The organism is Limosilactobacillus urinaemulieris (genome assembly GCF_014838745.1).
Taxonomy (GTDB): Bacteria; Bacillota; Bacilli; order Lactobacillales; family Lactobacillaceae; genus Limosilactobacillus; species Limosilactobacillus urinaemulieris.
Genome location: NZ_JABUXR010000009.1, coordinates 18,733 through 41,380 on the forward strand (window position 1 = coordinate 18,733; position 22,648 = coordinate 41,380).

Here is a 22,648-nt window from a genome sequence, read left to right on the forward strand (position 1 = left end):
TAAAGGAGGTTCTGTTATGCAGACGATTACGATTGGCCTTCTCGGTCTAGGAACCGTTGGCGGAGGAGTTGTGAAGCTATTACAAGAACACGCTGCTAAAATCGAGCAAACCACGAACGTTCACTTCATCCTTAAGCGAGTAGCGGTTGCCCACCTAGATAAGCCGCGAAATGTATCGCTTCCTGATAAAACAATCCTCACCGATCAAATTGATGAAGTCCTTAACGATCCGGAAATTCAAATAATCGTTGAAACAATGGGGACTGTTAATCGTGCTCGTCAGGCAATCACCCAGGCAATTTACAACCATAAATCCGTAATCACCGCTAACAAGGATCTTCTCGCAATCGATGGCCCACGCCTTGCCCAGCTTGCCAAAAGTCGTCACGTTGATTTTCTCTATGAAGCAAGCGTTGCCGGTGGGATCCCAATTCTTCGGGTACTCAGCAGCAGTCTTGTAACGGATCAAATTAGCCAGGTCACCGGAATCATTAATGGGACTGCTAATTATATTCTATCGGCAATGACCAGTGAAAACGTTAGTTACGATAAAGCATTAATGAATGCCCAGAAAAAAGGCTATGCGGAAGCAAACCCCACTAATGACGTTAAGGGGATCGATACTGCTAATAAACTTAGCATTCTTAGTCAGTTTGCATTTGGTAAAGCACTGGATCCCAATAAGCTTGGTATCCATGGCATTGAGAACCTTACCGCGGCTCAATTAGCTAGTGCGAATCATTTTGGCTACACAATTAAGCTTCTCGCAATCGCCAAGCGACTAAACAACAAGCTTTATACCTTCGTTGGTCCAACATTAATTGAGCACAATGACCAGCTCGCTCAAGTCAATGGCGTGCAAAATGCCGTTGCGGTTAAAAGTAACGCCCTCGGTTCAAGCGTTTATACGGGGCCTGGTGCCGGTGCCAAGCCTACCGCTAATAGTATTTTAAGTGACCTTGCCGCAGCAGCAACTGATATTTTAGACTATGATTGCGGAAGCGAATTTAATAATTATCACAACGAATTAACGCCCTGTAGTTTAACTACGATTCCCCAATCATTCCTAATTACCACTTACGGGACATCAGTTAAGCCGACTAATGCAATTAACTGGCAAGGTGAAACCAATGGCAATAACTACTGGAGTGGCCTTACCCCAGTTATTTCCCGTCAAGAATTAGAATCATTTCTCAAAAGTTTCCCCAGGAGTTCAGCTGTTAGCTACTTGCCTGTTTATAACACCGCTAAATTGTAAATCTTTGGATATGAAAAAGCCCTCTTCAAGTATTTTTGCTCATGCTTAAAGGGGGCTTCTTATCACTCTTGAAGAAAGTTTGCCACAAGCTTAAGGATCGATGGTTTCTCTTTGCCCATAAACTTATGCCCTTCTCCTTCAACGAGATGCAGTTCACTATTCGGCAAAATAACATTATATTTTTTGGAAGCTTCAGGTGAAACTACTGTATCCGCAAGGCCATGAATCAATAACGCTTGTCCCATAAAGTGCTGAGCAGTTTCATAGATTGGAAGCAACTGAGCTGTCCGGAAGTACTCACCGCTCACTGCCTCACCATGAACATCAACCGTTAATGGAATATGGTTAGGATCATATTTGGTTCCCTGACAGGTTCCCAGTAACGCATCATCCTTTAATGTTGCAGCGGGAGCGAGGAGTACTTCCTTTGCAATAACATCCCGATAATAAGCGGCCAGCATCGAAGCTACTACACCACCTTGAGAATGCCCAATTAGGTAAATTTGTTGGGCGTTCATTTCCGAACGTGCAAAATCAATTATTTTCATTCCATCACCAATTTCACTTAACACGGTCATATCAGTAAAGGAACCATCGCTTTGACCACAACCAGCAAAGTCAAACCGCAGTGTCGGGATTCCCGCTTGATTCAATTCATGAGCCAAGTCATACAAAAAGTTACCTGCTTTATAACCCCGATCTCCTTGAAAGCCATGCATCAAAATTGCTACCTGCTTATTTTGCAATTGTTTTGTTCCCTCTAAAACTCCACGAAGAGTAAGCCCATCGCGTTTTACAGTTACGTCCATTTTACCGACTCCTTTTGCTTTGTCTTCTATTCTGTTATTTTACTATAATGAAATAGGAGGTGCTTCAAAATGATTCATAACTTTACAACAGACAATCAAGTTAACCACCGTTCAATTCGGCAGTTTAAAAACCAATCACTGACTACTGAGCAGATAACCACTCTGTACGAAGCGGCCCGTCACACCTCATCAAGTATGTTTCTGCAACAATTTAGCATCCTGCACTTGACCGACCCGAAAAAGCGAGCTGCCGTCCGCGAGATCTCAAAGCAGCCATATGTTGGTGCCAATGGTGATCTCTTTATTTTTATTGCCGATTTATATCGAAATCAGCAGATTCGTCACCAACTCGGCAATGATGACGGTCGACTCCACACCACAGATATTTTCATGCAGGCCGCTGAAGACGCAATTCTAGCTTTACAAAATGCGCTGACAGCTGTCGAAAGCATGGGTCTTGGCGGTGTTGTTCTCGGGTCAATCAAGAACGAGCCCGAAAAGCTAATTCAGGTATTAGACTTACCGAAAATGACCTTTCCTATTCTCGGTCTTCAAGTTGGGATTCCCGACCAAGAACCACAGCTAAAGCCTCGGTTACCCCTTGATCAAATCGTCTTTGATAATAATTATCCGCGTGACTTCAAATTGAGTTCACTGAAAGAGTACGACCAAATCGTAACGACCTACTATGACTTACGGGATGCTAATAAGCGAATCGACTCCTTCACTAAGCAAATCAATGGTGCTAAATTAAACCAACATGAAACAAGCCGTGATAAGTTGCTTCAGGTCCTTCACGAGCAGGGACTCGCCTTAAATTAATGGTTTAAACTACCAAACAGGTTTCAATGTTCAGCGATATTGAACATCGAAACCTGTTTTTCGTTCATTAAATTAGTCTAAGCCGACCCGCTTAAAGATATCGTCAACGTGACGGAGGTGCCAGTGGTAATCAAAGGCATCGTCAAGGTCTTTCTTAGAGAGTTGCTTTTGAATCGTTGGGTCAGCTTCAAGCAATGGCCGGAACGGAATCTGTTCTGCCCAGCACTTAGCAGTATATGGTTGGATTAAGTCATAAGCCGCTTCACGAGTCATTCCACTGTTAACTAACTTCAAAAGAACCCGACCACTGTAAATCAATCCAAGGGTCTTATCCATGTTTTTCTTCATTGTTTCTGGGAAGACATCAAGGTTGTCTAAGATCCGACCAAAACGACGAAGCATGTAATCAATTAGGGAAGTAGAATCTGGTAAAATCATCCGTTCAGCACTGGAATGGGAAATATCCCGTTCGTGCCAAAGGGTGACATTTTCCATCGCCGTAACAACATTCCCCCGAAGAACCCGAGCACAACCACAGATGTTTTCTGAGCCAATTGGGTTTCGCTTATGAGGCATTGCGGATGAACCCTTTTGTCCCTTAGCAAAGTGTTCTTCAACTTCATGGATTTCTGTCCGTTGCAATGACCGAATTTCAGTTGCCATATTTTCCAGACTAGTCCCCATTAAAGCAATCGCAGAAATATATTCTGCATGGAGATCACGTGGCAAAATTTGCGTTGAAATTTCTTGAGCCCGTAATCCTAACCGTTCACAAACGTACTTTTCCACGAACGGGTCAATTTCAGCAAACGTTCCCACAGCACCAGAAATTTTTCCGGCTTCAACACCACGAGCAGCGTGTTCGAACCGTTCCTTATTCCGCTTCATTTCGGAGTACCAACGAGCTACTTTGAGGCCAAAAGTTGTCGGTTCGGCATGAACACCGTGAGTCCGTCCCATGCAGACAGTGTACTTATACTTTTCAGCCAACTTTTTCAGGACTGCCATGAAGTCGTCGATATCCTTGCGAATGATGTCGTTAGCTTTCTTTAAACGAAGTCCCTGAGCAGTATCAACAACGTCAGTACTGGTCATCCCATAGTGAACCCACTTTCGTTCTGGCCCAAGTGACTTTGAAACGTCTCGAGTAAAGGCAATCACATCATGGTGAGTAACTGCTTCAATTTCAGCGATCCCGTCAACGGAAAATTTCGCGTTTTTACGGATCTTTTCCACATCTTCGGCTGGAATATGGCCAAGCTTACTCCAGGCTTCATCCGCCGCAATTTCAACTTCTAGCCAACATTGGTATTGGGTTTCCAAGCTCCAAATTTTCGCCATTTCTGGACTAGTATAACGATCAATCATTAGTTAAAAATCCTCTCTAATTATTTCTCTCAGTAACAATATACCATGTTCTGGGAATTATTTATCCCAAATATGCGTATCGTCAATCTCTTTCAATGTCTTAGCAAAATCATCAGTCAAAATCGTCACATGCCCCATCTTCCGGTTATGACGAACTTCAGCCTTTCCGTAATCATGAAAATGCCAATTAGGCTTCTTAGCAATTTCATCGCAAACTCCCGCAACGTGTTGACCAAGAACATTCACCATGACGACATGGTGAAGCAATTCAATCTTCGGCAACGGCCAATTACAGATTGCCCGATTGTGGATCGCAAATTGAGAAAAATTGCAGGCTTCAATCGAATAATGACCCGAATTATGTGGCCGTGGCGCTAATTCGTTAATATAAATTTCACCATCATTACCAACAAACATTTCAACACCAAGGATTCCCCGTAAGTCAATTGCATGGGCAATCTTAACTGCCATTTGCTTTGCCTTTTCTTGCAGTTCCGAACTAATCCGTGCTGGGACGATACTAAGGTGTAATATTTCGTCATGGTGAATGTTTTCGGAAACCGGAAAGACCGTTACTTCCCCGTTCTCATTCCGCCCGACCATTACTGAACATTCTAGTTTAAATGGCACCCAGCCTTCAAGAATTGCATCACCGGTGGAAAGAATTCCCGAGCACTTTACCAAATCAGCATCATCATGGAGGACTTCCTGACCATGACCATCATAGCCACCTTCACAAGTTTTTAGAACTGCCGGGTAGCCAATTTTCTTAACAGCCCTTTCAAGATCGCCACGATTCTTCACCGCCATAAACGGAGCGGTCTTTAACCCTGCATCTCGCAAAAAACTCTTCTCACGAATTCGGTTCTTCGTCGTGTAAAGTAAGTTAGTCCCTTGCGGAATGTAAACTTGATCAGCAACATCACGTAATGCATTCAAATCAACATTTTCAAACTCATAAGTTAAGACGTCTGAACGGTTAGCCAGTTCTTCAATCGCCTTTACATCTGCATACTCCGCAACAATTTGCTCATCGGCAACCTGACCAGCCGGACAAGCAGGAGTTGGATCAAGCACAATGACCTTCATCCCCGTATACTTAGCATCTAGGGCCATCATTTGCCCCAACTGACCGCCACCAATAATCCCAATCGTCTGTCCCTGTTGAATCATCCTAGTCAAGGTGTGCACCGCTTTCTACTGATTGATCGTGCATTGCTTTCCGGTAATTAAGAATTTGCTGCTGAACTTGCGGATCGTTAATTCCGAGAATCTGGAGTGCTAATAACGCAGCATTCTTTGCCCCCGCTACCCCAATTGCCTGCGTAGCAACTGGAATTCCCGCAGGCATTTGAACAATTGATAACAACGAATCCATCCCACCAAGTGCCTTTGTTTGTCCTGGAATCCCGATTACCGGTAACGGAGTATTTGCAGCAATCATCCCCGGTAAGTGGGCAGCACCACCTGCGCAGGCAATAATTACTTTTGTTCCGTTTTTAACCGCGTTTTGCGCAAAAGCGAACATTTCATTTGGCATCCGGTGAGCAGAAATAACATTCTTATCATAGTCAACGCTAAACTGATCAAGGATCTTGCATCCCTCTTTAACCGTTGGCCAATCTGACTTACTACCCATTACAATACTGATTGCACTCATAATTGGACCTCCTTAAAAACTGTTTTAAGGATAACAAATAGTCAAGTTAAATACAATGTTTTTACGAACTAAATATGATTTTAATTAAATATAGTTCGTATATGTTGAGTGAAAAAATAATCTGACAATGAATATGGTATTCGTTGTCAGGTTATTTTTGGTTCTACTACAAAATAGTCTAGATCTGTTCGCCGTGACCGCAACTTCCGCCTGGGGTTATAGACAAGATTACCAAAACGTGCTCGCCAGGAACTTGCTAGAGCTAACAGTCTCTTCTACTGCTGCATAGTCAAGATCTGCTCGCCCTAACCTTCCTCGAGCTAACGACCTCCACCTCCGACGACGAAACGTCGTTCGGTGGAGAAATCGTTAGCCACCGGAAGGTTTTAACGGGCTTGCACTCTAATAAATATAATCCCTCGTCATCGGCAGGTTGTTGCCAGAAGGACCCTTGGTAATCAGATATTGAATAACATCAATATTGCCAGACTCAAAGGAAGCTGCACATGCTTGAAGGTAGAGATCCCACATTCGAGTGAAGCGATCTCCCATCATATCTTCAATTTGGGAACGGTGAGCATTAAAGTTCATGTCCCAAATTTCTAGTGTTCGTTGGTAATGACGACGAAGCATTTCAACATCCGCAATCTGCATGTTATTTTCAACGATATGGCCGATCATTTCTTCTAACCCAGGAACATAACCGCCAGGGAAAATATACTTATTGATCCAGCCATTATAAGCACCGCCCTGTTGACGAGTAATTCCGTGAATTAGGGCGACACCATCCTGAGTAAGGTACTTGTAGACATCCTTAAAGTAAAGGCCAAGATTTTCCTTACCAACATGTTCAAACATTCCAACAGATGTAACATAGTCCCACTTGCGATCTCCTAATTCACGGTAATCAACCAAAAGGACTTCTGCAACATTTTCCAGTCCCTCATCCTTAATCCGCTTTTGAACGAGGTTAAACTGTTCTTCACTCAAGGTTACCCCAGTGACCCGAAGGCCGTATTCCTTGGCTGCGGTAAGCATTAGAGTTCCCCAACCACAACCAATATCCAATAAGGTCTTCCCGGGCTTTGGATCAAGCTTCTTCAAGATATGGTGAACCTTATCAATTTGAGCCTTGGTTAAATCGTCACAGTTACCATGATCAAAGTAAGCACAAGAGTAGGTTAATGTATCATCAAGCCATAATTTATAAAAGTCGTTTCCAACATCATAGTGGCTTTGAACATCACTTTCACTTTCCTTTTCAGAGTATCCCTGCTTGGGTAAAAACCGGCGAAATTTAGAATTCCGCATAAAACTACCGGCACTTTCATATGCAGCGGTAATTAGCTTTTGAATACTGCCGTCAATTTCAATCTTGCCGTCCATGTAGGCTTCCCCAAGAGCAATGGAGGCGTTCTTCGTAACGTCACGGATCGGGAGTTTTTCCTTAAAGGTAATAGTTACTTCTGGTTCGCCATCACCATAAACCGCACTCTTACCATCCCAGTAAACAACCTTAACCGGGATATTAAACGAGTGGCTTAACAGTGACTTATAGAACGTCTTTTCTAACATTTCTACGAATCCCTCTTTCAAAAAAGTATGAGATCATTATAACACTCCATCGTAAAATACAGTGATATTATTGTTCAGCCCCTTAATTATTTGCTAAGATTAGGGTAACTGAAGCATAAAGCAGAGGAGGAGATATAATGACCGATGCCTGGCACCGCTTCATTGCTAATGTCAAGTTACGTCGTTTTGTAGTCTTAGCACTAATCATCTTTGTACTATGGCTTCTTCGGCCAATGATGAACTTGATCCTGTTTACATTTATCTTAACGTTCATTGTTATTAGCTGGGTTCGGTGGGTTCAACGTCACATTCCCAAACTATCGACAACATTTACTGTAATTATCACGTATGTCGCATTAATTGTTGCAATCTACTTTGGCGTTACTCGCTACCTACCAGTTCTGGTTAACCAAGTTATTAAAATGGTTAATTCTGTAGTTAAATTCTATAGTTCTCGACAAGCAACTGAAATTATGCACTACGTTAACCATTACATTAGCTGGGCAACAATCATGTCACAGATGAAGCATGGTGTAACCCTCGCCGTCAGCACATTAACCAGTATTGGCTCAATGACAATCACCTTCTTAATGTCGTTTATCCTAAGTTTCTTCTATACTCTTGAGTTAAAACAGATGAACGAGTTCTCGCGAACATTCCTCAACAGTGACTTCGGGTGGTTCTTTAGCGATATTGATTATTTCGGCAAAAAGTTTGTGAATACTTTTGGGGTTGTATTGGAAGCCCAGTTTTTCATCGCCATTTGTAATACTGTCATTACATCAATTTGTCTTGTGTTCATGCACATGCCACAAATTTTTGCTTTAGCGCTAATGGTCTTTATTTTTAGCTTAGTACCAGTTGCCGGAGTAATCATTTCGTTGATCCCTCTATCAATGGTTGCCTATTCTGTTGGCGGGCTTCGAGATGTCATCTATATTCTGATTATGATTTGCGTGATCCACGCCCTAGAAGCCTATGTTCTAAATCCCAAATTCATGTCTAGCAAGACCGAATTGCCCATTTTTTACACCTTTATCGTCCTTCTAGTCGCTGAACATTTCTTCGGTACCTGGGGATTAATCGTTGGTGTCCCAATTTTTACTTTCTTGTTAGATATTCTGGGGGTTAAGTCAATCAAGAAAAAGTCGCATTTGCTTAAGGCCCATCAGCAGAAGAAAAATGAAAATTGAATTTCCCCTTGACATTTAGGAATAAGCCAACTATTATAATGACCAATGAAATACCTTTAACTTAGTCCAGAGAGGCTAGGAAGGATCTAATTGAACGTCATAAGTACTCGATCTACCTTTCTAGTCCATTGCTAGAAAGGTTTTCTTTTTATGCAATGGATAAGGCAGTACGAAACAACGTCAATTATTTCAACTAGGTATTTTGGAACAAGTCACTTTTGATTCACCTAGGAGGAAATATTCATGACATACTCACAACGTGTTGCCAAAGCACTTTTAGACATTAACGCCGTTACCCTTAGTCCAGAAAAGCCATTCACTTGGGCTAGTGGAATGAAAGCACCAATTTACACCGATAACCGGCTAACTATTTCATACCCAGATGTTCGTCAAGCAATCGTTAACGGAATGGAAGAACAAATTAAACTCCATTTTAATGATGTTGATGTCATTGCCGGAACCGCAACGGCAGGAATTCCTCACGCTACCGGAGTTTCCCAGGAAATGGGTCTGCCAATGGTTTACGTTCGTACTAAGCCAAAAGACCATGGTGAAGGCAAGCAAGTTGAAGGAGTTCTTCACCAAGGCGAAAAAGTTGTCGTTATTGATGATCTAATTTCAACTGGTGGTAGTGTTTTGAATGCCGTTCATGCTGTTGAAAATGAAGGCGCAGAAGTAATTGGGGTTGTTTCCATTTTTACTTACCAACTACAAGCTGCTGAACAAAATTTCTTAGCCAATGACCTCCAATACTTCTCAGTAACTGACTACACCACTCTTATTAACCTTGCAAAGAAAACCGGCCTCATCAGCGCTGACCACTTAAAATCACTCCAACAATGGCGTGAAGATCCAATGAAGTGGAGCAACAGCCAACAATTACAAGCGATTTAATACATCACATTCTCTTGGATAAAAAAAGTGGTTGTGACATAAGTCCTATTACTTAGATAAAACACGAACAGCGCAGTACACAAATGAGCTCCAGTGTTCGGTAAGATCCGAACTCTGGAGCTCTATTTGTGCTTGCGGGGGCGTGAAGACGAAGTCATAAATGACTTCTGTCACGCTCCCTTTTTATTAAGTCTACAAAACCATGTTTAGAAGCCAGACACCAACCAATCCGGCAATAACTGAAATTGACATCGATCGAGTAAAGTAAGCAATTACCATAACAATCAATGCAGCAACGATTTGGTCTGGATGATCATAGGGGACAAAATGGTAGCCCTTAGTAGTGATAAAAATATTTTTGATTACTAGTGCCGTAAACAAACTGATCGGTACATACTTCATCCATTCATTGAACCATTCAGGAATCTTCCTTGAGGAGAAGAAGTGGATCGGAAAATACCGTGGAATAAATGCCGCAAATGCTGCAAAAATAATTACAACGATATGATAAAGAATTTGATTACTGCCAATTCGGGATATTAAAAACTCCATATTACTAGTCTCCAATTATTCATGCTGACTCGATTCAGGTGCTTGTGAATTTGTTGATTGTTCCTTTGACTGCTCCTTCTTTTTCTCAAGAACCTGCTCTTCCTCAGCTTTTTGATCCTCAACCGTAATTCGAGTAGCCCGCGGACGGAAGAGTTTGGATAAGAACCAGTTATCATCTGGTTTCTTCGAGTGCTTACGAACAGCATTTTCAATCAAGAAACCAATAAATGAAGCAATCAAAGTAGCAATTACAACACCGATAATACTATGAGTAATTACCATGAAGAAAACAGCAAGCACTGCTGAAAGTAGGCAAATAATAAGGGTTAGGTGACTTCGCATCTGCATCACAATCATGTAAATAAAGAGTGCAGTCAAGGCAAAGTCAACTACTTCAAGATTAATCGAAATCGTACTTCCGATCAGTCCTCCAACCATATTGGAAACAGACCAAGAAATTAATGAGTAGTGTTCAACCAGCAACGCATCTTTTGGTTTCCATTTTTTATCGGTTGCAAATTTTAAATAGTTAACAGCATAGTTTTCGTCGTTCATTGACACAGCAAATAGCCAAATGAAATGCTGCGATTCGGATTTGATATATTTTGAAAGACTTGAGCCGAGCAAAGCATACCGCAATTCAAGAAAGAAAAGAGTCACGAAGATCGAGGTTAATGGTGCATGAATCGTTAACAGCGATGCCAAAATAAACTGGGCACCACCGGAAAAAACCACAATCGACACGATCAGCGTCATAATAAAGTTAAAGCCCGCAGCATGCAATAAGATACCACAAGCGACCCCAATCGGGATATAGCTCAAACAGAGTGGCATTGCAATGCCTAAAACTTCTAGCCAGCGTGCTTTTTCGGGATTAATTTGTTGCGCTTTAGCCACAGAATTTCCTCCAATAAAATGTGTTTATTGACTCTACAGCGAGAGTTAATACAACTAATTTTCAGTTTAACACATTCAAAATCAACTGAATATAAAAACACCAGGATTTAATTGATAAGTCCTGTTGTTTTTTCTTGTTAATCTTTTTTTTGCGGTTGTTCTTGTTTTAACGGCAAAGTAACAATGAAGCTTGTCTCATTGTCATCAGAGGTTACTTGGACGCTTCCGTGGTGTAAATCAACAATGCTCTTAACGATTGCTAACCCTAATCCGGTTCCGCCTGTCGCCCGCGATCGTGAGCCTTCCGCCCGATAAAAGCGTTCAAACAAGTGATCAATTGATTTGGCCGGGATTGGTGTTCCGTCATTGCTGACTTTAACCACAACCTGATCTCGTTCTTGACGTGCCGTTACTCTAATATAACTTGCACCATTGCCATACTTTAAGGCATTAGCTACAAGGTTACTAAAAACTCGCCCTAATTTTTCTGGATCCGCTTCGATCATCAATGGGTTAGGCTTAACCGATGACGTAATTTCAATTCCCTTATGCTGAGCTTCTAATTCAAAGCTTGCCGTCAATTGTTCCAAAAGTTGGTTAAGGTCAATCTTCATTATATTAATCGGACTACCATGTTGCTGAACCTTAGTATACTCAAAAAGGTCTTCAACCAAGTTTTTCATTTGCTTAGCTTTTTCGTAAGCAATATGAGTATATTTAAGAATATCGTCTTCACTTCGGTATTGCTTATCCTCGATTAACCCTAAATAACCAATAATACTAGTTAACGGCGTCCGGAGATCATGACTAACATTCGTAATCAGTTCGTCCTTTGACTTTTCAATTTTCCGTTCATCATCCATTGACTGAACAGCACTATCCACCAGAGCGTTAACACTGGTAATCACATGTTGTTCACTTCCTTTTAGGCGAAACGGAATTCGGTGATCTAAATGTCCCTGAGCAATGTAGTGCAATTCCCGAATAATGTGATTCATCTGGTACAAGTGATATCGTCTGCGTAATCGCCACCAAACAACCCAGATATCGATCACTACCAAAATAGCAATCAAAATCCGTTGGTAGCTCCAGATCTGCGCTTGCATTGGCCCAATTCTCATTGACTGCTTAATCATAAAGATACCACTAGTAATTCCTGGGTTACTCTGAATAATATCCTGAGCAAGAATGATAATGGCCATATCCAATAAGACAAGCAGGATGACCGTAATAACCCCTTCCAGGATTAATGAACTTTTCTCCCGTCCTGTTAGCTTCAAAGTTTCTCCTCCATAACCTTAAGCATACTAATTCTAGTGGTCTTCAACCTTATAGCCAACACCCCAAACTGTTTGAATCACTTTTTCACCATTGGTTGCTTCTTCAATCTTATCTCGAAGGTGACTAACGTGAACCATAACCGTCTTGGCAGAAACAACGCTTTCTTGTTGCCATACCCGTTCAAAGATGTCATCCGCAGAAAATACGCGGTTAGGATGGCTAGCCAAAAGGTAGAGAATACCAAATTCCAATGCAGTTAGTTGAATAATATCTCCCTTAATCGTCTTAACTTCATGGGAATCCTTGTTAATTGTTAATGGACCGACATTTAAAATATCAGGAGTATCATTAGTTACCTCACCCTGACTCCGTCGTAAAAGAGATTTTACTCGTGCCATCACTTCTAGCGGATTAAACGGCTTAGTAACATAGTCATCAGCGCCACTAATCAATCCTTGAATCTTATCCATGTCCGCTGTCTTAGCTGAAAGCACAAGAATCGGAATATCTGAATCCTTTCGTACCTGCTTAATCACCTGCATCCCATCCATTTCAGGCATCATCAAATCCAAGATAATTAAGCCAATATCAGGATTAGTATTTAGTTTTGTTAATGCTTCCTTACCGTCATAAGCGGTGACCGGCTCGTAGCCTTCATTGCGGATATATATTTCTAACAATTGAACGATTTCTTTATCATCATCGACTACTAAAATCTTCATTCTTTATCCACCCCTTGAGAACATTCTTCTTAACTAACTATTATAAGCGTTTATTAATCCTAGCGGTGGTATTTCCAGGAATAGTTTAAAGAAAATTAGAAGAAGTTAGGAAACAACCTTCTTGAGAGCCTGGTAGGCTAACCTAGAAGGCTCCGGTTATTTCCCGCGATTAGACTATTTATGTTTAAAAAATAAGTTTGGAAAGCATATTCCTTCCAAACTCTCTTAATTTTAGTTATTCCCCTTCATCAATATCCATTGGCTCTAACCCAAGACTCTTTCGTAAAGTATTCGATACCCGTTGCCGTTCATTATAGGAAACATCTTGGAATGACTGACCATCGGAATCGTCATCAGTTCCTTGAACGTGGCCCTGCTGGATATTCTTTGTTGCCTTTCGATAAGACTTAGCAAGGGTCATCATGTTCTCAAAGGTTAAGTCAGTATGAGCATTCTTTGAAACCGTCTTTAAGAATTTTTGGTTAAGAACCGTCTTATAGGATGCGGATTTCTTAAGCAATGCCATGATAACCATCTTCTGTCGTTGCTGTCGACCGTAGTCCCCTTGCGGATCGTCGTATCGCATCCGGCAAAACTTTAGTGCCTTGGCTCCGTCCATGTGCTCAGGAACGCCCTTTGTAAAGGAATATCCTTCATATGTAAAGGTAAGCGGTGAGGTAACAGTTACCCCGCCAACTTGATTAATAGCTTGCTTCATCCCTGCCATATTGACCAGAGCATAGAAGTCGATTGGGATATTAAAATACTTCTGAACGGTATTAATAGTTTCCTTAGTACCACCATACGCGTAAGCCGCATTAATTTTTGCTGGCGACTCATCTTCATATCCTGGCAAGTTAACCTTCATATCCCGGGGAATACTCATTAACGTGGTCTTCTTGGTTTGCGGATTGATAGTCATTACCATAATGGTATCAGTCCGTCCCTTATAAGTCCGTCCCAAATCGCCCGTATCTATTCCCAATAAAAGGATTGAGACTGGTCGTTTTTGTTCGAGGACCTTTTGCGCATTCCGCCGTTTATTTGCCCCAGCTGATGTAAACATTTGATCGCTTGTTTGCTTGGCGTTATACCAAGCAAGGCCTCCAAAGATCGCAACAAGAATCACCAAGATCAAAATAATAATTCCAAAGATCTTTCTTCCCCGGTGATGTTGTGGTCCGTTACCATTACCTTGATTGTTACCACCACGAATCCGGCGCTGATACTCTGCACGAGTTAATGGAAATTCGCTTTCTGATTGATTACCCATCTTTTTCTCCCCAAATTAATTACTAATTTCAAAATTTATAAATCGATTCTAACACGATCCTTAGTTACAAGCACATTTCATTAATAATGCAAATTAAATAAACTAACGATTAAGTAAGTCATCCCACTTGCAATCACGGACCCAGCAGCAACTCCCTTAAAGAGGACTACACCAATAATTGTTCCTAATACTAGCATTACCGTAATTTGAGGAACATTTGCTAGCTGATCAATCCCATATTTTGAAAGGATCGCAACGGCAATCCCGGCGATAATTGCAACCCAACCAGGAATTGATTTAAAAGCGGCTGTCAAATCAGCAAACCCAATTTGGCCTAACGCAATCGGCACCAAAATAGCAACTGAAATAATCGTAACGCCCCAATTAATTCCCTTTGAACCAATCAATGATAACCACTTGGTAGTTACCGGCGTCAATTTCATAACCATCACAATAACGGTCGCAATTATTAATGACATGTTTCGTCCCCAATATGCAATCGCTAAAATTAAGAGCAAGAACAACCAACTTTCCATCTACTTTTCCTTCTTTCATTTAGACACAAATAATCTCCAAATATTCGTTATCAGCGAACATTTGGAGATTTTATTACTTAATTAAGCTGATTACATAGAACTAAATTCCTTAGAATTAACAATACACTTGACTCAACGTAGAAAAATATACTCACCAGAAACTTGCTAAAGCTAACGACCTCCACCTGGATGATATTCTACTACAACAAAGTCAAAACGTGTTCGCAGGGAAGCCCCTATAGACAACAAACTCCCTCCCAGATGCTTCCAGCATCCATTCGGGAGAAATTGTTGTCTTACGGGCCTTCTATACCTGCTCACACTCTATTTGTAATTCGGAGCTGCCTTCGTGATTTGAACATCGTGAGGGTGAGATTCACGGAGACCAGCGTTAGTAATTTGAACAAATTGAGCATTTTCAATCATCGTTGGAATATCTGGAGCACCAACGTAGCCCATTCCTGAACGAAGACCACCATCAATTTGGAAGAGGACATCAGCAACATCACCCTTGTAAGGAACCCGTGCTTCAATCCCTTCTGGAACCAACTTGTTAGCCTCGTTAACGCCACCTTGGAAGTAACGGTCTGATGAACCATGAGCTTGAGCCATTGCACCAACAGAACCCATTCCACGGTAAGCTTTGTACTTCTTACCGTTATCTTCATAGATCTCACCTGGTGCTTCAGTAGTTCCAGATAGCATTCCACCAAGCATCACGGCATTTCCACCAGCAGCTAAAGCCTTAACAACATCACCGGAGTACTTAATTCCACCATCGGCAATGATTGGCTTACCGTATTCACGAGCAACTTGGGCGGCATCGTAAATTGCAGTGATTTGTGGGACACCAACACCGGCAACAACCCGAGTAGTACAGATTGAACCAGGTCCAATACCAACTTTAACTACATCTACTCCGGCATCATAAAGAGCCTTTGTAGCTGAACCAGTGGCAACATTTCCGGCAATTAATGTAACATCTGGGAAGTGATCACGAATTTCCTTGATCTTACGGAGAACACCAGCAGAGTGACCGTGGGCAGTATCAATAACAATTGCGTCTGCACCAGCATCTAGCAAAGCCTGTGCCCGTTCGAACGTATCACTAGTCACACCAACTGCGGCAGCACAAAGTAACCGGTGTTGATCGTCAACTGCAGCCTTGGTTGCGCTAGCTGGTACAACCACGCTCTTAACGTTAGCTACTTCGCCTGCTTGGGCTTGAATGGACATGTTCTTGTGAACAACCCCAAGTCCACCTTGTAACGCCATCGCAATCGCCATTGCTCCTTCAGTAACGGTATCCATTCCGGCACTAATAATCGGAATGTTCAACTTAATGTTGTCTGCTAACTTCGTACTAAGGTCAACCTCATTTGGTAAAACGTGACTTTCTGCAGGAATCAGAAGGACATCATCAAACGTTAAACCCTTCTTGACAAACTTAGTATCCCAATTTGACATGTGACTAGACACTCCTTTTTTGAATTTTGATTAGGTATACTTTACTAGTAATTTTTCTAAAAATCAACAAAATCGGTAAATTATTTCTTAAACTAGCGAATAATGTTCGCTATTCATGGGGGGATTACGAATTATTTACCTAAATCAACCGGTTTTTAAAATTAAAGTTCGGTTATTAAGTGGTTACACATTAGTTCTCACTTTGGAAATCCGCCTTTTATTCATTTCGAATTTCATGATAGAAACTCGTCCCGTTTTCTCCTTGAACGTTAAAGTTATCCAGAATTATCGCACCAAGATCAGCAAAGGTCTTTCGAATCCCTAATGACTGATTTTTCTCCTTCATCGTTGGTGAATAGACAAGGAGGGGAACATTTTCCCGAGTATGATCGGTTCCCCGGAATCCCGGATCATTCCCGTGATCAGCCGTAATGATCAATAAGTCGTTCGGCCGCATTTCATCAAGAACCCGACCAAGTCGTTGATCAAACTCCATTAATGCCTGACCAAAACCTCGAGGATTCCTTCGGTGACCATATTTTGCATCAAAATCAACCAGGTTAGTAAAACAGAAGCCAGTAAAGTCTTCGCGCATTACCTCATCCAAGTGATCCATCCCATCCGCATTGCTTTCATTATGAAATCCCCGATCAATCCCTTTGCCGGAGAAAATATCATTAATCTTACCAATCCCAATCACATCGTAACCGGCCTCCTGCAAGCGTTCCAAATCAGTTTTTTCCGTTGGCGCTAAGCTAAAATCATGCCGGTTAGCAGTCCGGACAAAGTGCTCGCGATCTGGACCAATGTAAGGACGGGCAATTACTCGACCGACCGTATATTCTGGACCATTTAATAATGTTCGCGCATATTTACAAATCTTATAAAGCTCATCAACCGGAATTACCTTCTCGTGAGCTGCAATTTGCATTACCGAATCTCCCGAAGTATAAATGATTAATTCTCCGGTTTTCATTTGGCGTTCACCATAATCGTGGATTACTTGGGTTCCAGAATATGCTTGGTTAACAATTACTTTTCTCCCGGAAAAGTTTTCAATTTGCTTAATCAGTTCTTGTGGGAAACCATTAGGAAAAGTGGTAAGCGGTTTAAGCAGTGGTAACCCCATCATTTCCCAGTGACCATTCATGCTATCTTTCCCAGCTGAAACCTCTGCCAGTCGTCCGTAATCACCAATTGCTGGAGTAGCAACGGGAACTCCCTCAATTGGGGTTCTTCGAAGATTGCTTAATCCCATTTAACCTAAATTTGGTAGTTGGAGTTTCTCCTGGTAATATTCCCCAACATGGCCAAGGGTATCAGCACCAACATCATCAAATTTAGCTGCATCGTCTGCCTGTCCTGTCCCTACTGAATCAAGGACGATTACAAATACTCGTTGATATGCCATTATTACACTCCTCCTTATTATTCTGGTGCTTCATCAAGGATCTTAACAGACGCGGAAACTCCCAGGCGGTCTGCGCCGGCATCAATCATTGCCATTGCTTCATCATAACTATGAATCCCACCAGCGGCCTTAATCTTAATCGCATCACCAACTGTTTGACGCATCAATTCAACATCTGCCACTTGGGCACCAGAAGTTGAGAATCCCGTAGAAGTTTTTACAAAGTCAGCTTGACCAGCAACTGTTAACTGACATGCTCGAACCTTTTCTTCGTCAGTTAGCAAAGCTGTTTCAATAATTACTTTCAAAATCCGGTGCTCACGATGAACTTCATCCGCAACAGCCTTAATATCAGCTACTACAGCATCATCGTGCTTGGCTTTCAGTTCACCAATATTAATCACCATATCTAATTCGTCTGCACCATCTTTAATTGCCTGACGACTTTCAAAAACTTTACTGGCTGTCGAAGTAGCACCAAGCGGAAACCCAATCACTGTGCAGGTATTGATTCCCGTTTCAGATAGTTTCTGGTGAACATGCTTTACCCAGTACGGATTAATACAAACAGAAGCTGTCTGGTACTCAATTGCTTCAGCTACAGTTTGATCAATCATTGGTGCAGTTGCTTCAGGTTTAAGCATTGTATGGTCCAAATATTTTGCTAATTGACGTCGCTTTAGTTTCATCATTTTCCACCTCAGTCTAATTTATGTATCCGCTTACATAATATCAAACAAAAAAGCGAGCGTCCATTGCTCAGTATTGTCAGTATGCAACGAAAGCTCGCTAATATTATTTGACTATTTTCTTCTGTTCCCATAGAAGGAACCAGTAATGTGATATTTACGACGGAAGATAAGATCGCCCGCAAAGGCAATTACCCCAAGGATAATGTATGCCCAAGCATTTAATCGAGGGTTAATTGCATTAGGTAATAGGCTGGAAGCCATGTAAACGGCCAACCAAACAACCAATCCGAAAGCAATGGTTAAGATCCGGAACCAAAGTGGTTTTGCTTGAACCCACTTGCCGTTCTTCTTTACTGGTTGCAGTTGTGAAGCAACATAACCAAACAGAAGTCCACCAGAAACTGCTACCAAAATAATGGCAAGTAAACCACTGCTACCATAATGAGTCATCTTCATTGCTGCTGGTGAGATCCAGAACATTAACCCAAACATAAAGGTAAAGATACTGAAGAAGATCAGCATATTATCAATAGCCAGTAACTTAATCGACTGCTTAGTCATATGGTTGGGCTGGTTATTTTTCTTCGGATCCTTTAATTCTTTAACATACTCAGTCGGTGTACCGAAAAGTGCTTTAGCAGTTTTACCGGTCTTTTGCCCTTCTTTAAGTTGAGTAATAGTATCCTGAATAATTTCAGGACGCTTCTCCTTAGCAACTCCTTGACGTTCAAGCTGCTTATTTAGCTGAAAAACGAACTCTTCATTCTTTTTTGTTAAGTTATGCTTACTAATTGCATTTCCCGCTTCTCGCCGGTTTTCTTTTAAATGTTCTTTTTGTCGTTGACCGGCTTGAGCGTTTCGTGGTTGATTTTCGCTCACAATGAGACTCCTCTCTTTATCTCTTAGTATGGGGTTGGTTGAAATGGGTTCGCCGTGACCGCAACTTCCGCCTAGCTAACTTCTAGGCAACTAAGTCGAGATCTGCGCAGTAGCTGATTGACTTCTTTCATCAACGAGTTGATAGCAAGAAGCCTAATCAGTCTTGCGAGGGTTCACAAACGAATACAAGTTTTCTGGTTCACTCCTTCGCCAGGGCCTTGCTAGAGTTCTAGGCTACATAGTCGAAATGTGCTCGCCCTAACCTTCCTCGAGCTAACGACCTCCACCTCCGACGGCAAAACGCCGTTCGGTGGAGAAATCGTTAGCCACCGGAAGGTTTTAACGGGCTCGCACTCTAGACATTGAACCTAAATTCCACAATGTCGCCGTCTTGCATGACGTAATCTTTTCCTTCAAGGCGGAGTTTACCAGCTTCCTTGACAGCAGCTTCGGATCCAAGTTTGTCGAGATCGTCAAAGCTCATAACTTCAGCACGGATAAAGCCCCGTTCGAAGTCGGAATGGATGATTCCGGCTGCTTGTGGTGCCTTGGTGCCCTTCTTGAAAGTCCAGGCACGGGTTTCGGGACCACCAGCGGTAAAGAAGGTTTCAAGACCAAGAAGCTTGTAGGCAGCTCGGATTAACCGGTTTAATCCAGGTTCCTTAACACCTTCCATTTCAAGGAAATCAGCCTTGTCCGCTTCATCCATTTCAGCAATTTGTTCTTCGGCAGCAGCGGCAACTCCAATTACTTCACCATCACCCTTAACATGTTCTTTAATTTGATCCATGTACTTGTTAGCATCTGGATCTGCCATGTCATCCTCAGAGATGTTAGCAACATAAAGAACTGGCTTACTGGTTAACAAGAAGAGGCCCTTAACGATCTTCTTTTCATCATCACTAAAGTCAATTGACCGAACGCTCTTCCCGTCTTCAAGAACTGGTTTGATCTTGTTAAGAACATCCAATTCTGCTAGGGCATCCTTGTCACGACCCTTAGCAGCCCGTTGAACCTTAGAAAGACGCTTGTTAACAGCATCCAAGTCAGCCATTACCAATTCCAGGTTGATGGTATCAATATCATCGATCGGGTCAACCTTCCCGGTAACACTAGTAATGTCATTATCATCAAAGGCCCGAACAACGTGAACAATCGCATCGGTTTGCCGAATGTTTTCCAAGAACTTGTTACCAAGACCTTCACCCTTGCTGGCACCCTTAACAATCCCGGCAATATCAGTAAATTCAAACGTTGTTGGAACGATCTTCTTGGCTGGAATAATTTCATCAATTCGTTTAAGACGATTATCTGGAACTTCAACCATCCCCACGTTTGGATCAATCGTGGCAAATGGATAATTAGCCATTTCAGCTCCTGCTTTAGTAATCGCGTTGAATAGGGTTGACTTACCAACGTTTGGTAAGCCAACAATCCCTGCAGTTAATGACATAAGTTGTTCACTTTCCTTTTCAATTTAATTTTTATTTCTAATCTTCAGACTCAGCGGCTTTTTCCAGAACCTTCTTAAAGCCCTTATCAAACTTTTGCCGCGTCATCATCACAATGTGGCCGCAACCGGTGCACTGAATTTTAATATCCGCACCGACACGTGTGATTAACCACCGATTGGTACCACACGGATGTTGCTTCTTCATCATTACAATATCGCCCTTATCATATGCTGCCATCAGTGATTATCCTCCTTAATCTAACGAAATATTTAATACTTCTAAAATCCGGTTAAAGTCATCGGCGGAAGTGTACGGAATTTCAATTTTCCCAGCATTTTTCTTCCGACTCGGTGCCACCGCAACCTTTGTTCCAAACTTACTTTGTAATTGGGATTCTGCTTCACGAACATAGGCTGGTTTTCGTTGGCGACGCTTTGCCCGTTTCTTTTCAGCTGTCCCGTTCATTTGGGCAACTAATTCTTCAAGTTGACGGACAGTTAAATTCTTTTCAACTGCCTGCTTAGCAAGTTTAACCAATTGCTTACGATCTTTCAAACCCAATAACGTTCGTGCTTGACCCATTGATAACTTCCCGGCTGAAACCAGTTCCTTAATCTCACTTGGTAAGCCTAGCAATCGCAGGTAGTTAGCAATATATGGCCGGCTCTTCCCTAATCGTTCCGCAACCTGAGCTTGAGTAAGGGACAGTTTATCCATTAATGTCTGGTAAGCTTGGGCCTCTTCCAGCGGTGTTAAGTCTTCCCGCTGCAGGTTTTCCAAAACAGCAACTTCCATCATCTTTTCATCACTCATGGTTCGAATGATGGCCGGAATCGTTGTTTGTTTAGCAAGCTTAGATGCTCGGAAGCGCCGTTCACCAGCAATTAATTCATACCGTTTTAACTTTGGATCTGGCTGACGAAGAATAATCGGCTGAAATACTCCCGATTCTTGAATTGAGGATGCCAACTCCCGGAGCGCCTTTTGATCAAACGTCCGTCGTGGCTGATATGGGTTAGGGCGAATCAGCGATAGTTTAACATCTTGAACCGTTTCGTTGTCGTTAATCTCATTAAAGTCATTTTCTTCGAAGAGCGCTTCAATCCCGCGTCCTAGTCCACTTTGTTTATTTTTCGTCATGACGAGCTAACACTTCCTTTGCTAATTGTTGATAAACTTTCGCCCCCGTTGACCGTTTATCATAATCAACGATCGCTTGTCCATGACTTGGTGCTTCGGATAAACGAACATTTCGTGGAATAATCGTTTCATAGACCTGGTCACCAAAGTACTTTTTGACCTCCGCATTAACCTGCTGACCCAAGTTTGTCCGCTTATCGTACATCGTCAGTAATACTCCTTCAATCTTCAAGGCAGAATTGAAGTGTTTGCGAACCAGCTTAATGGTATTTAATAACTGACTTAACCCTTCAAGGGCATAGTATTCACTTTGAACCGGAATCAGGATCGAATCACAAGCGGTAAAGGCATTAATCGTCAACAGGCCAAGAGAAGGCGGGCAGTCAATCAGAATATAGTCATATTCATCCTTAACATCACCGAAAGCATCCTTCAGCCGAGTTTCCCGAGCCATCAGGTTAGTTAATTCAACTTCCGCACCAGAAAGAGCAATTGTCGTTGGAACGATATCTAGGCCCTGATGACTTGAGTGCAAGATCACGTTTTTTAAATCAACATCATTGATTAGAACATCATAAACACTCTCATTGATATCTTTCTTATCAATCCCCAAGCCACTTGTGGCGTTTCCCTGAGGATCAAGATCAATCAGGAGGACTTTTTTGCCAGCATCTGCTAAACAAGCTCCTAGGTTAACGCTTGTTGTTGTCTTACCGACGCCGCCTTTTTGGTTTGCTAATGCAATAACATACCCCATTTTTCTGC

22 protein-coding genes and 1 pseudogene are annotated in these 22,648 nt (G+C 42.1%); 4 read left to right on the plus strand and 19 right to left on the minus strand.

The genetic code is table 11. From position 1 onward, the window contains the following. The first annotated feature begins 16 nt into the window (after nucleotides 1-16). Nucleotides 17-1,258 (plus strand): homoserine dehydrogenase, encoded by a 1,242-nt coding sequence (locus HUK45_RS05625; RefSeq protein WP_191911489.1) that lies wholly within the window; start codon nucleotides 17-19, stop codon nucleotides 1,256-1,258. Between the two features lie 62 nt (nucleotides 1,259-1,320). Here the strand turns inward: HUK45_RS05625 and HUK45_RS05630 are convergent, their stop codons facing one another. After that, the gene (locus HUK45_RS05630) at nucleotides 1,321-2,067 is read right to left on the minus strand and encodes an alpha/beta hydrolase family protein (RefSeq protein ID WP_191911490.1); all 747 of its coding nucleotides are present in this window, start codon (nucleotides 2,065-2,067) and stop codon (nucleotides 1,321-1,323) included. Between the two features lie 69 nt (nucleotides 2,068-2,136). On the opposite strand from HUK45_RS05630, the gene HUK45_RS05635 reads away from it, so the two are divergent. After that, entirely contained in the window at nucleotides 2,137-2,889 is a 753-nt protein-coding gene (locus HUK45_RS05635; protein WP_191911491.1) for an NADPH-dependent oxidoreductase, read from the plus strand. Between the two features lie 72 nt (nucleotides 2,890-2,961). On the opposite strand, the gene purB is transcribed toward HUK45_RS05635, so the two are convergent. From purB to HUK45_RS05655, 4 genes are all read right to left on the minus strand, one after another. Then, nucleotides 2,962-4,257: an adenylosuccinate lyase gene (purB, locus tag HUK45_RS05640; protein WP_191911492.1), complete on the minus strand. Its 1,296-nt coding sequence runs from the start codon at nucleotides 4,255-4,257 to the stop codon at nucleotides 2,962-2,964. 57 nt (nucleotides 4,258-4,314) lie between these two features. Next, complete coding sequence (gene purK / locus HUK45_RS05645; protein ID WP_191911535.1) at nucleotides 4,315-5,430, minus strand: 5-(carboxyamino)imidazole ribonucleotide synthase; 1,116 nt, start codon at nucleotides 5,428-5,430, stop codon at nucleotides 4,315-4,317. A gap of 1 nt (nucleotide 5,431) precedes the next feature. After that, nucleotides 5,432-5,917 carry a 5-(carboxyamino)imidazole ribonucleotide mutase gene (gene purE, locus HUK45_RS05650; protein ID WP_191911493.1) on the minus strand — a complete coding sequence of 162 codons (486 nt, stop codon included), beginning with the start codon at nucleotides 5,915-5,917 and terminating at the stop codon, nucleotides 5,432-5,434. 402 nt (nucleotides 5,918-6,319) lie between these two features. Then, complete coding sequence (locus HUK45_RS05655) at nucleotides 6,320-7,492, minus strand: SAM-dependent methyltransferase (protein WP_191911494.1); 1,173 nt, start codon at nucleotides 7,490-7,492, stop codon at nucleotides 6,320-6,322. A 137-nt stretch (nucleotides 7,493-7,629) separates the two neighbouring features. Here HUK45_RS05655 and HUK45_RS05660 point away from each other — a divergent pair, with 137 nt between their 5' ends. Together HUK45_RS05660 and pyrE are read left to right on the plus strand one after the other, a co-directional pair. Further along, nucleotides 7,630-8,685: an AI-2E family transporter gene (locus tag HUK45_RS05660; protein ID WP_191911495.1), complete on the plus strand. Its 1,056-nt coding sequence runs from the start codon at nucleotides 7,630-7,632 to the stop codon at nucleotides 8,683-8,685. Between the two features lie 243 nt (nucleotides 8,686-8,928). After that, complete coding sequence (gene pyrE, locus HUK45_RS05665) at nucleotides 8,929-9,579, plus strand: orotate phosphoribosyltransferase (protein ID WP_191911496.1); 651 nt, start codon at nucleotides 8,929-8,931, stop codon at nucleotides 9,577-9,579. A 192-nt stretch (nucleotides 9,580-9,771) separates the two neighbouring features. Here pyrE and HUK45_RS05670 read toward each other — a convergent pair whose 3' ends face one another. From HUK45_RS05670 to HUK45_RS05735, 14 genes and pseudogenes are all read right to left on the minus strand, one after another. Beyond that, the gene (locus tag HUK45_RS05670) at nucleotides 9,772-10,131 is read right to left on the minus strand and encodes an AzlD domain-containing protein (protein WP_191911497.1); all 360 of its coding nucleotides are present in this window, start codon (nucleotides 10,129-10,131) and stop codon (nucleotides 9,772-9,774) included. A gap of 15 nt (nucleotides 10,132-10,146) precedes the next feature. Continuing rightward, the gene (locus HUK45_RS05675) at nucleotides 10,147-11,028 is read right to left on the minus strand and encodes an AzlC family ABC transporter permease (protein ID WP_191911498.1); all 882 of its coding nucleotides are present in this window, start codon (nucleotides 11,026-11,028) and stop codon (nucleotides 10,147-10,149) included. Nucleotides 11,029-11,165: 137 nt separating this feature from the next. Beyond that, a complete protein-coding gene (locus tag HUK45_RS05680; RefSeq protein WP_191911499.1) occupies nucleotides 11,166-12,308 on the minus strand; it encodes a sensor histidine kinase in 1,143 nt (380 codons plus the stop codon). A gap of 33 nt (nucleotides 12,309-12,341) precedes the next feature. After that, the gene (gene croR / locus HUK45_RS05685) at nucleotides 12,342-13,031 is read right to left on the minus strand and encodes a response regulator transcription factor CroR (RefSeq protein WP_191911500.1); all 690 of its coding nucleotides are present in this window, start codon (nucleotides 13,029-13,031) and stop codon (nucleotides 12,342-12,344) included. Nucleotides 13,032-13,266: 235 nt separating this feature from the next. Further along, a complete protein-coding gene (locus tag HUK45_RS05690; protein ID WP_191911501.1) occupies nucleotides 13,267-14,304 on the minus strand; it encodes an LCP family protein in 1,038 nt (345 codons plus the stop codon). 80 nt (nucleotides 14,305-14,384) lie between these two features. Continuing rightward, entirely contained in the window at nucleotides 14,385-14,840 is a 456-nt protein-coding gene (locus HUK45_RS05695) for a DUF441 domain-containing protein (RefSeq protein ID WP_191911502.1), read from the minus strand. Between the two features lie 324 nt (nucleotides 14,841-15,164). Continuing rightward, a complete protein-coding gene (gene guaB, locus HUK45_RS05700; RefSeq protein WP_191911503.1) occupies nucleotides 15,165-16,307 on the minus strand; it encodes an IMP dehydrogenase in 1,143 nt (380 codons plus the stop codon). A gap of 217 nt (nucleotides 16,308-16,524) precedes the next feature. Then, nucleotides 16,525-17,718: pseudogene (locus HUK45_RS05705) on the minus strand (phosphopentomutase). A gap of 17 nt (nucleotides 17,719-17,735) precedes the next feature. Next, a complete protein-coding gene (gene deoC, locus HUK45_RS05710) occupies nucleotides 17,736-18,407 on the minus strand; it encodes a deoxyribose-phosphate aldolase (protein WP_191911536.1) in 672 nt (223 codons plus the stop codon). Nucleotides 18,408-18,521: 114 nt separating this feature from the next. Then, the gene (locus HUK45_RS05715; RefSeq protein ID WP_191911504.1) at nucleotides 18,522-19,289 is read right to left on the minus strand and encodes a DUF1129 domain-containing protein; all 768 of its coding nucleotides are present in this window, start codon (nucleotides 19,287-19,289) and stop codon (nucleotides 18,522-18,524) included. Between the two features lie 355 nt (nucleotides 19,290-19,644). Continuing rightward, entirely contained in the window at nucleotides 19,645-20,742 is a 1,098-nt protein-coding gene (ychF, locus tag HUK45_RS05720) for a redox-regulated ATPase YchF (RefSeq protein ID WP_191911505.1), read from the minus strand. 37 nt (nucleotides 20,743-20,779) lie between these two features. Then, complete coding sequence (locus HUK45_RS05725) at nucleotides 20,780-20,980, minus strand: DUF951 domain-containing protein (protein ID WP_003716214.1); 201 nt, start codon at nucleotides 20,978-20,980, stop codon at nucleotides 20,780-20,782. A 15-nt stretch (nucleotides 20,981-20,995) separates the two neighbouring features. After that, complete coding sequence (locus tag HUK45_RS05730) at nucleotides 20,996-21,883, minus strand: ParB/RepB/Spo0J family partition protein (protein WP_191911506.1); 888 nt, start codon at nucleotides 21,881-21,883, stop codon at nucleotides 20,996-20,998. Further along, nucleotides 21,870-22,640: a ParA family protein gene (locus HUK45_RS05735; RefSeq protein ID WP_191911507.1), complete on the minus strand. Its 771-nt coding sequence runs from the start codon at nucleotides 22,638-22,640 to the stop codon at nucleotides 21,870-21,872. The genes HUK45_RS05730 and HUK45_RS05735 overlap by 14 nt, the downstream gene beginning before the upstream one ends. Nucleotides 22,641-22,648: the final 8 nt, after the last annotated feature.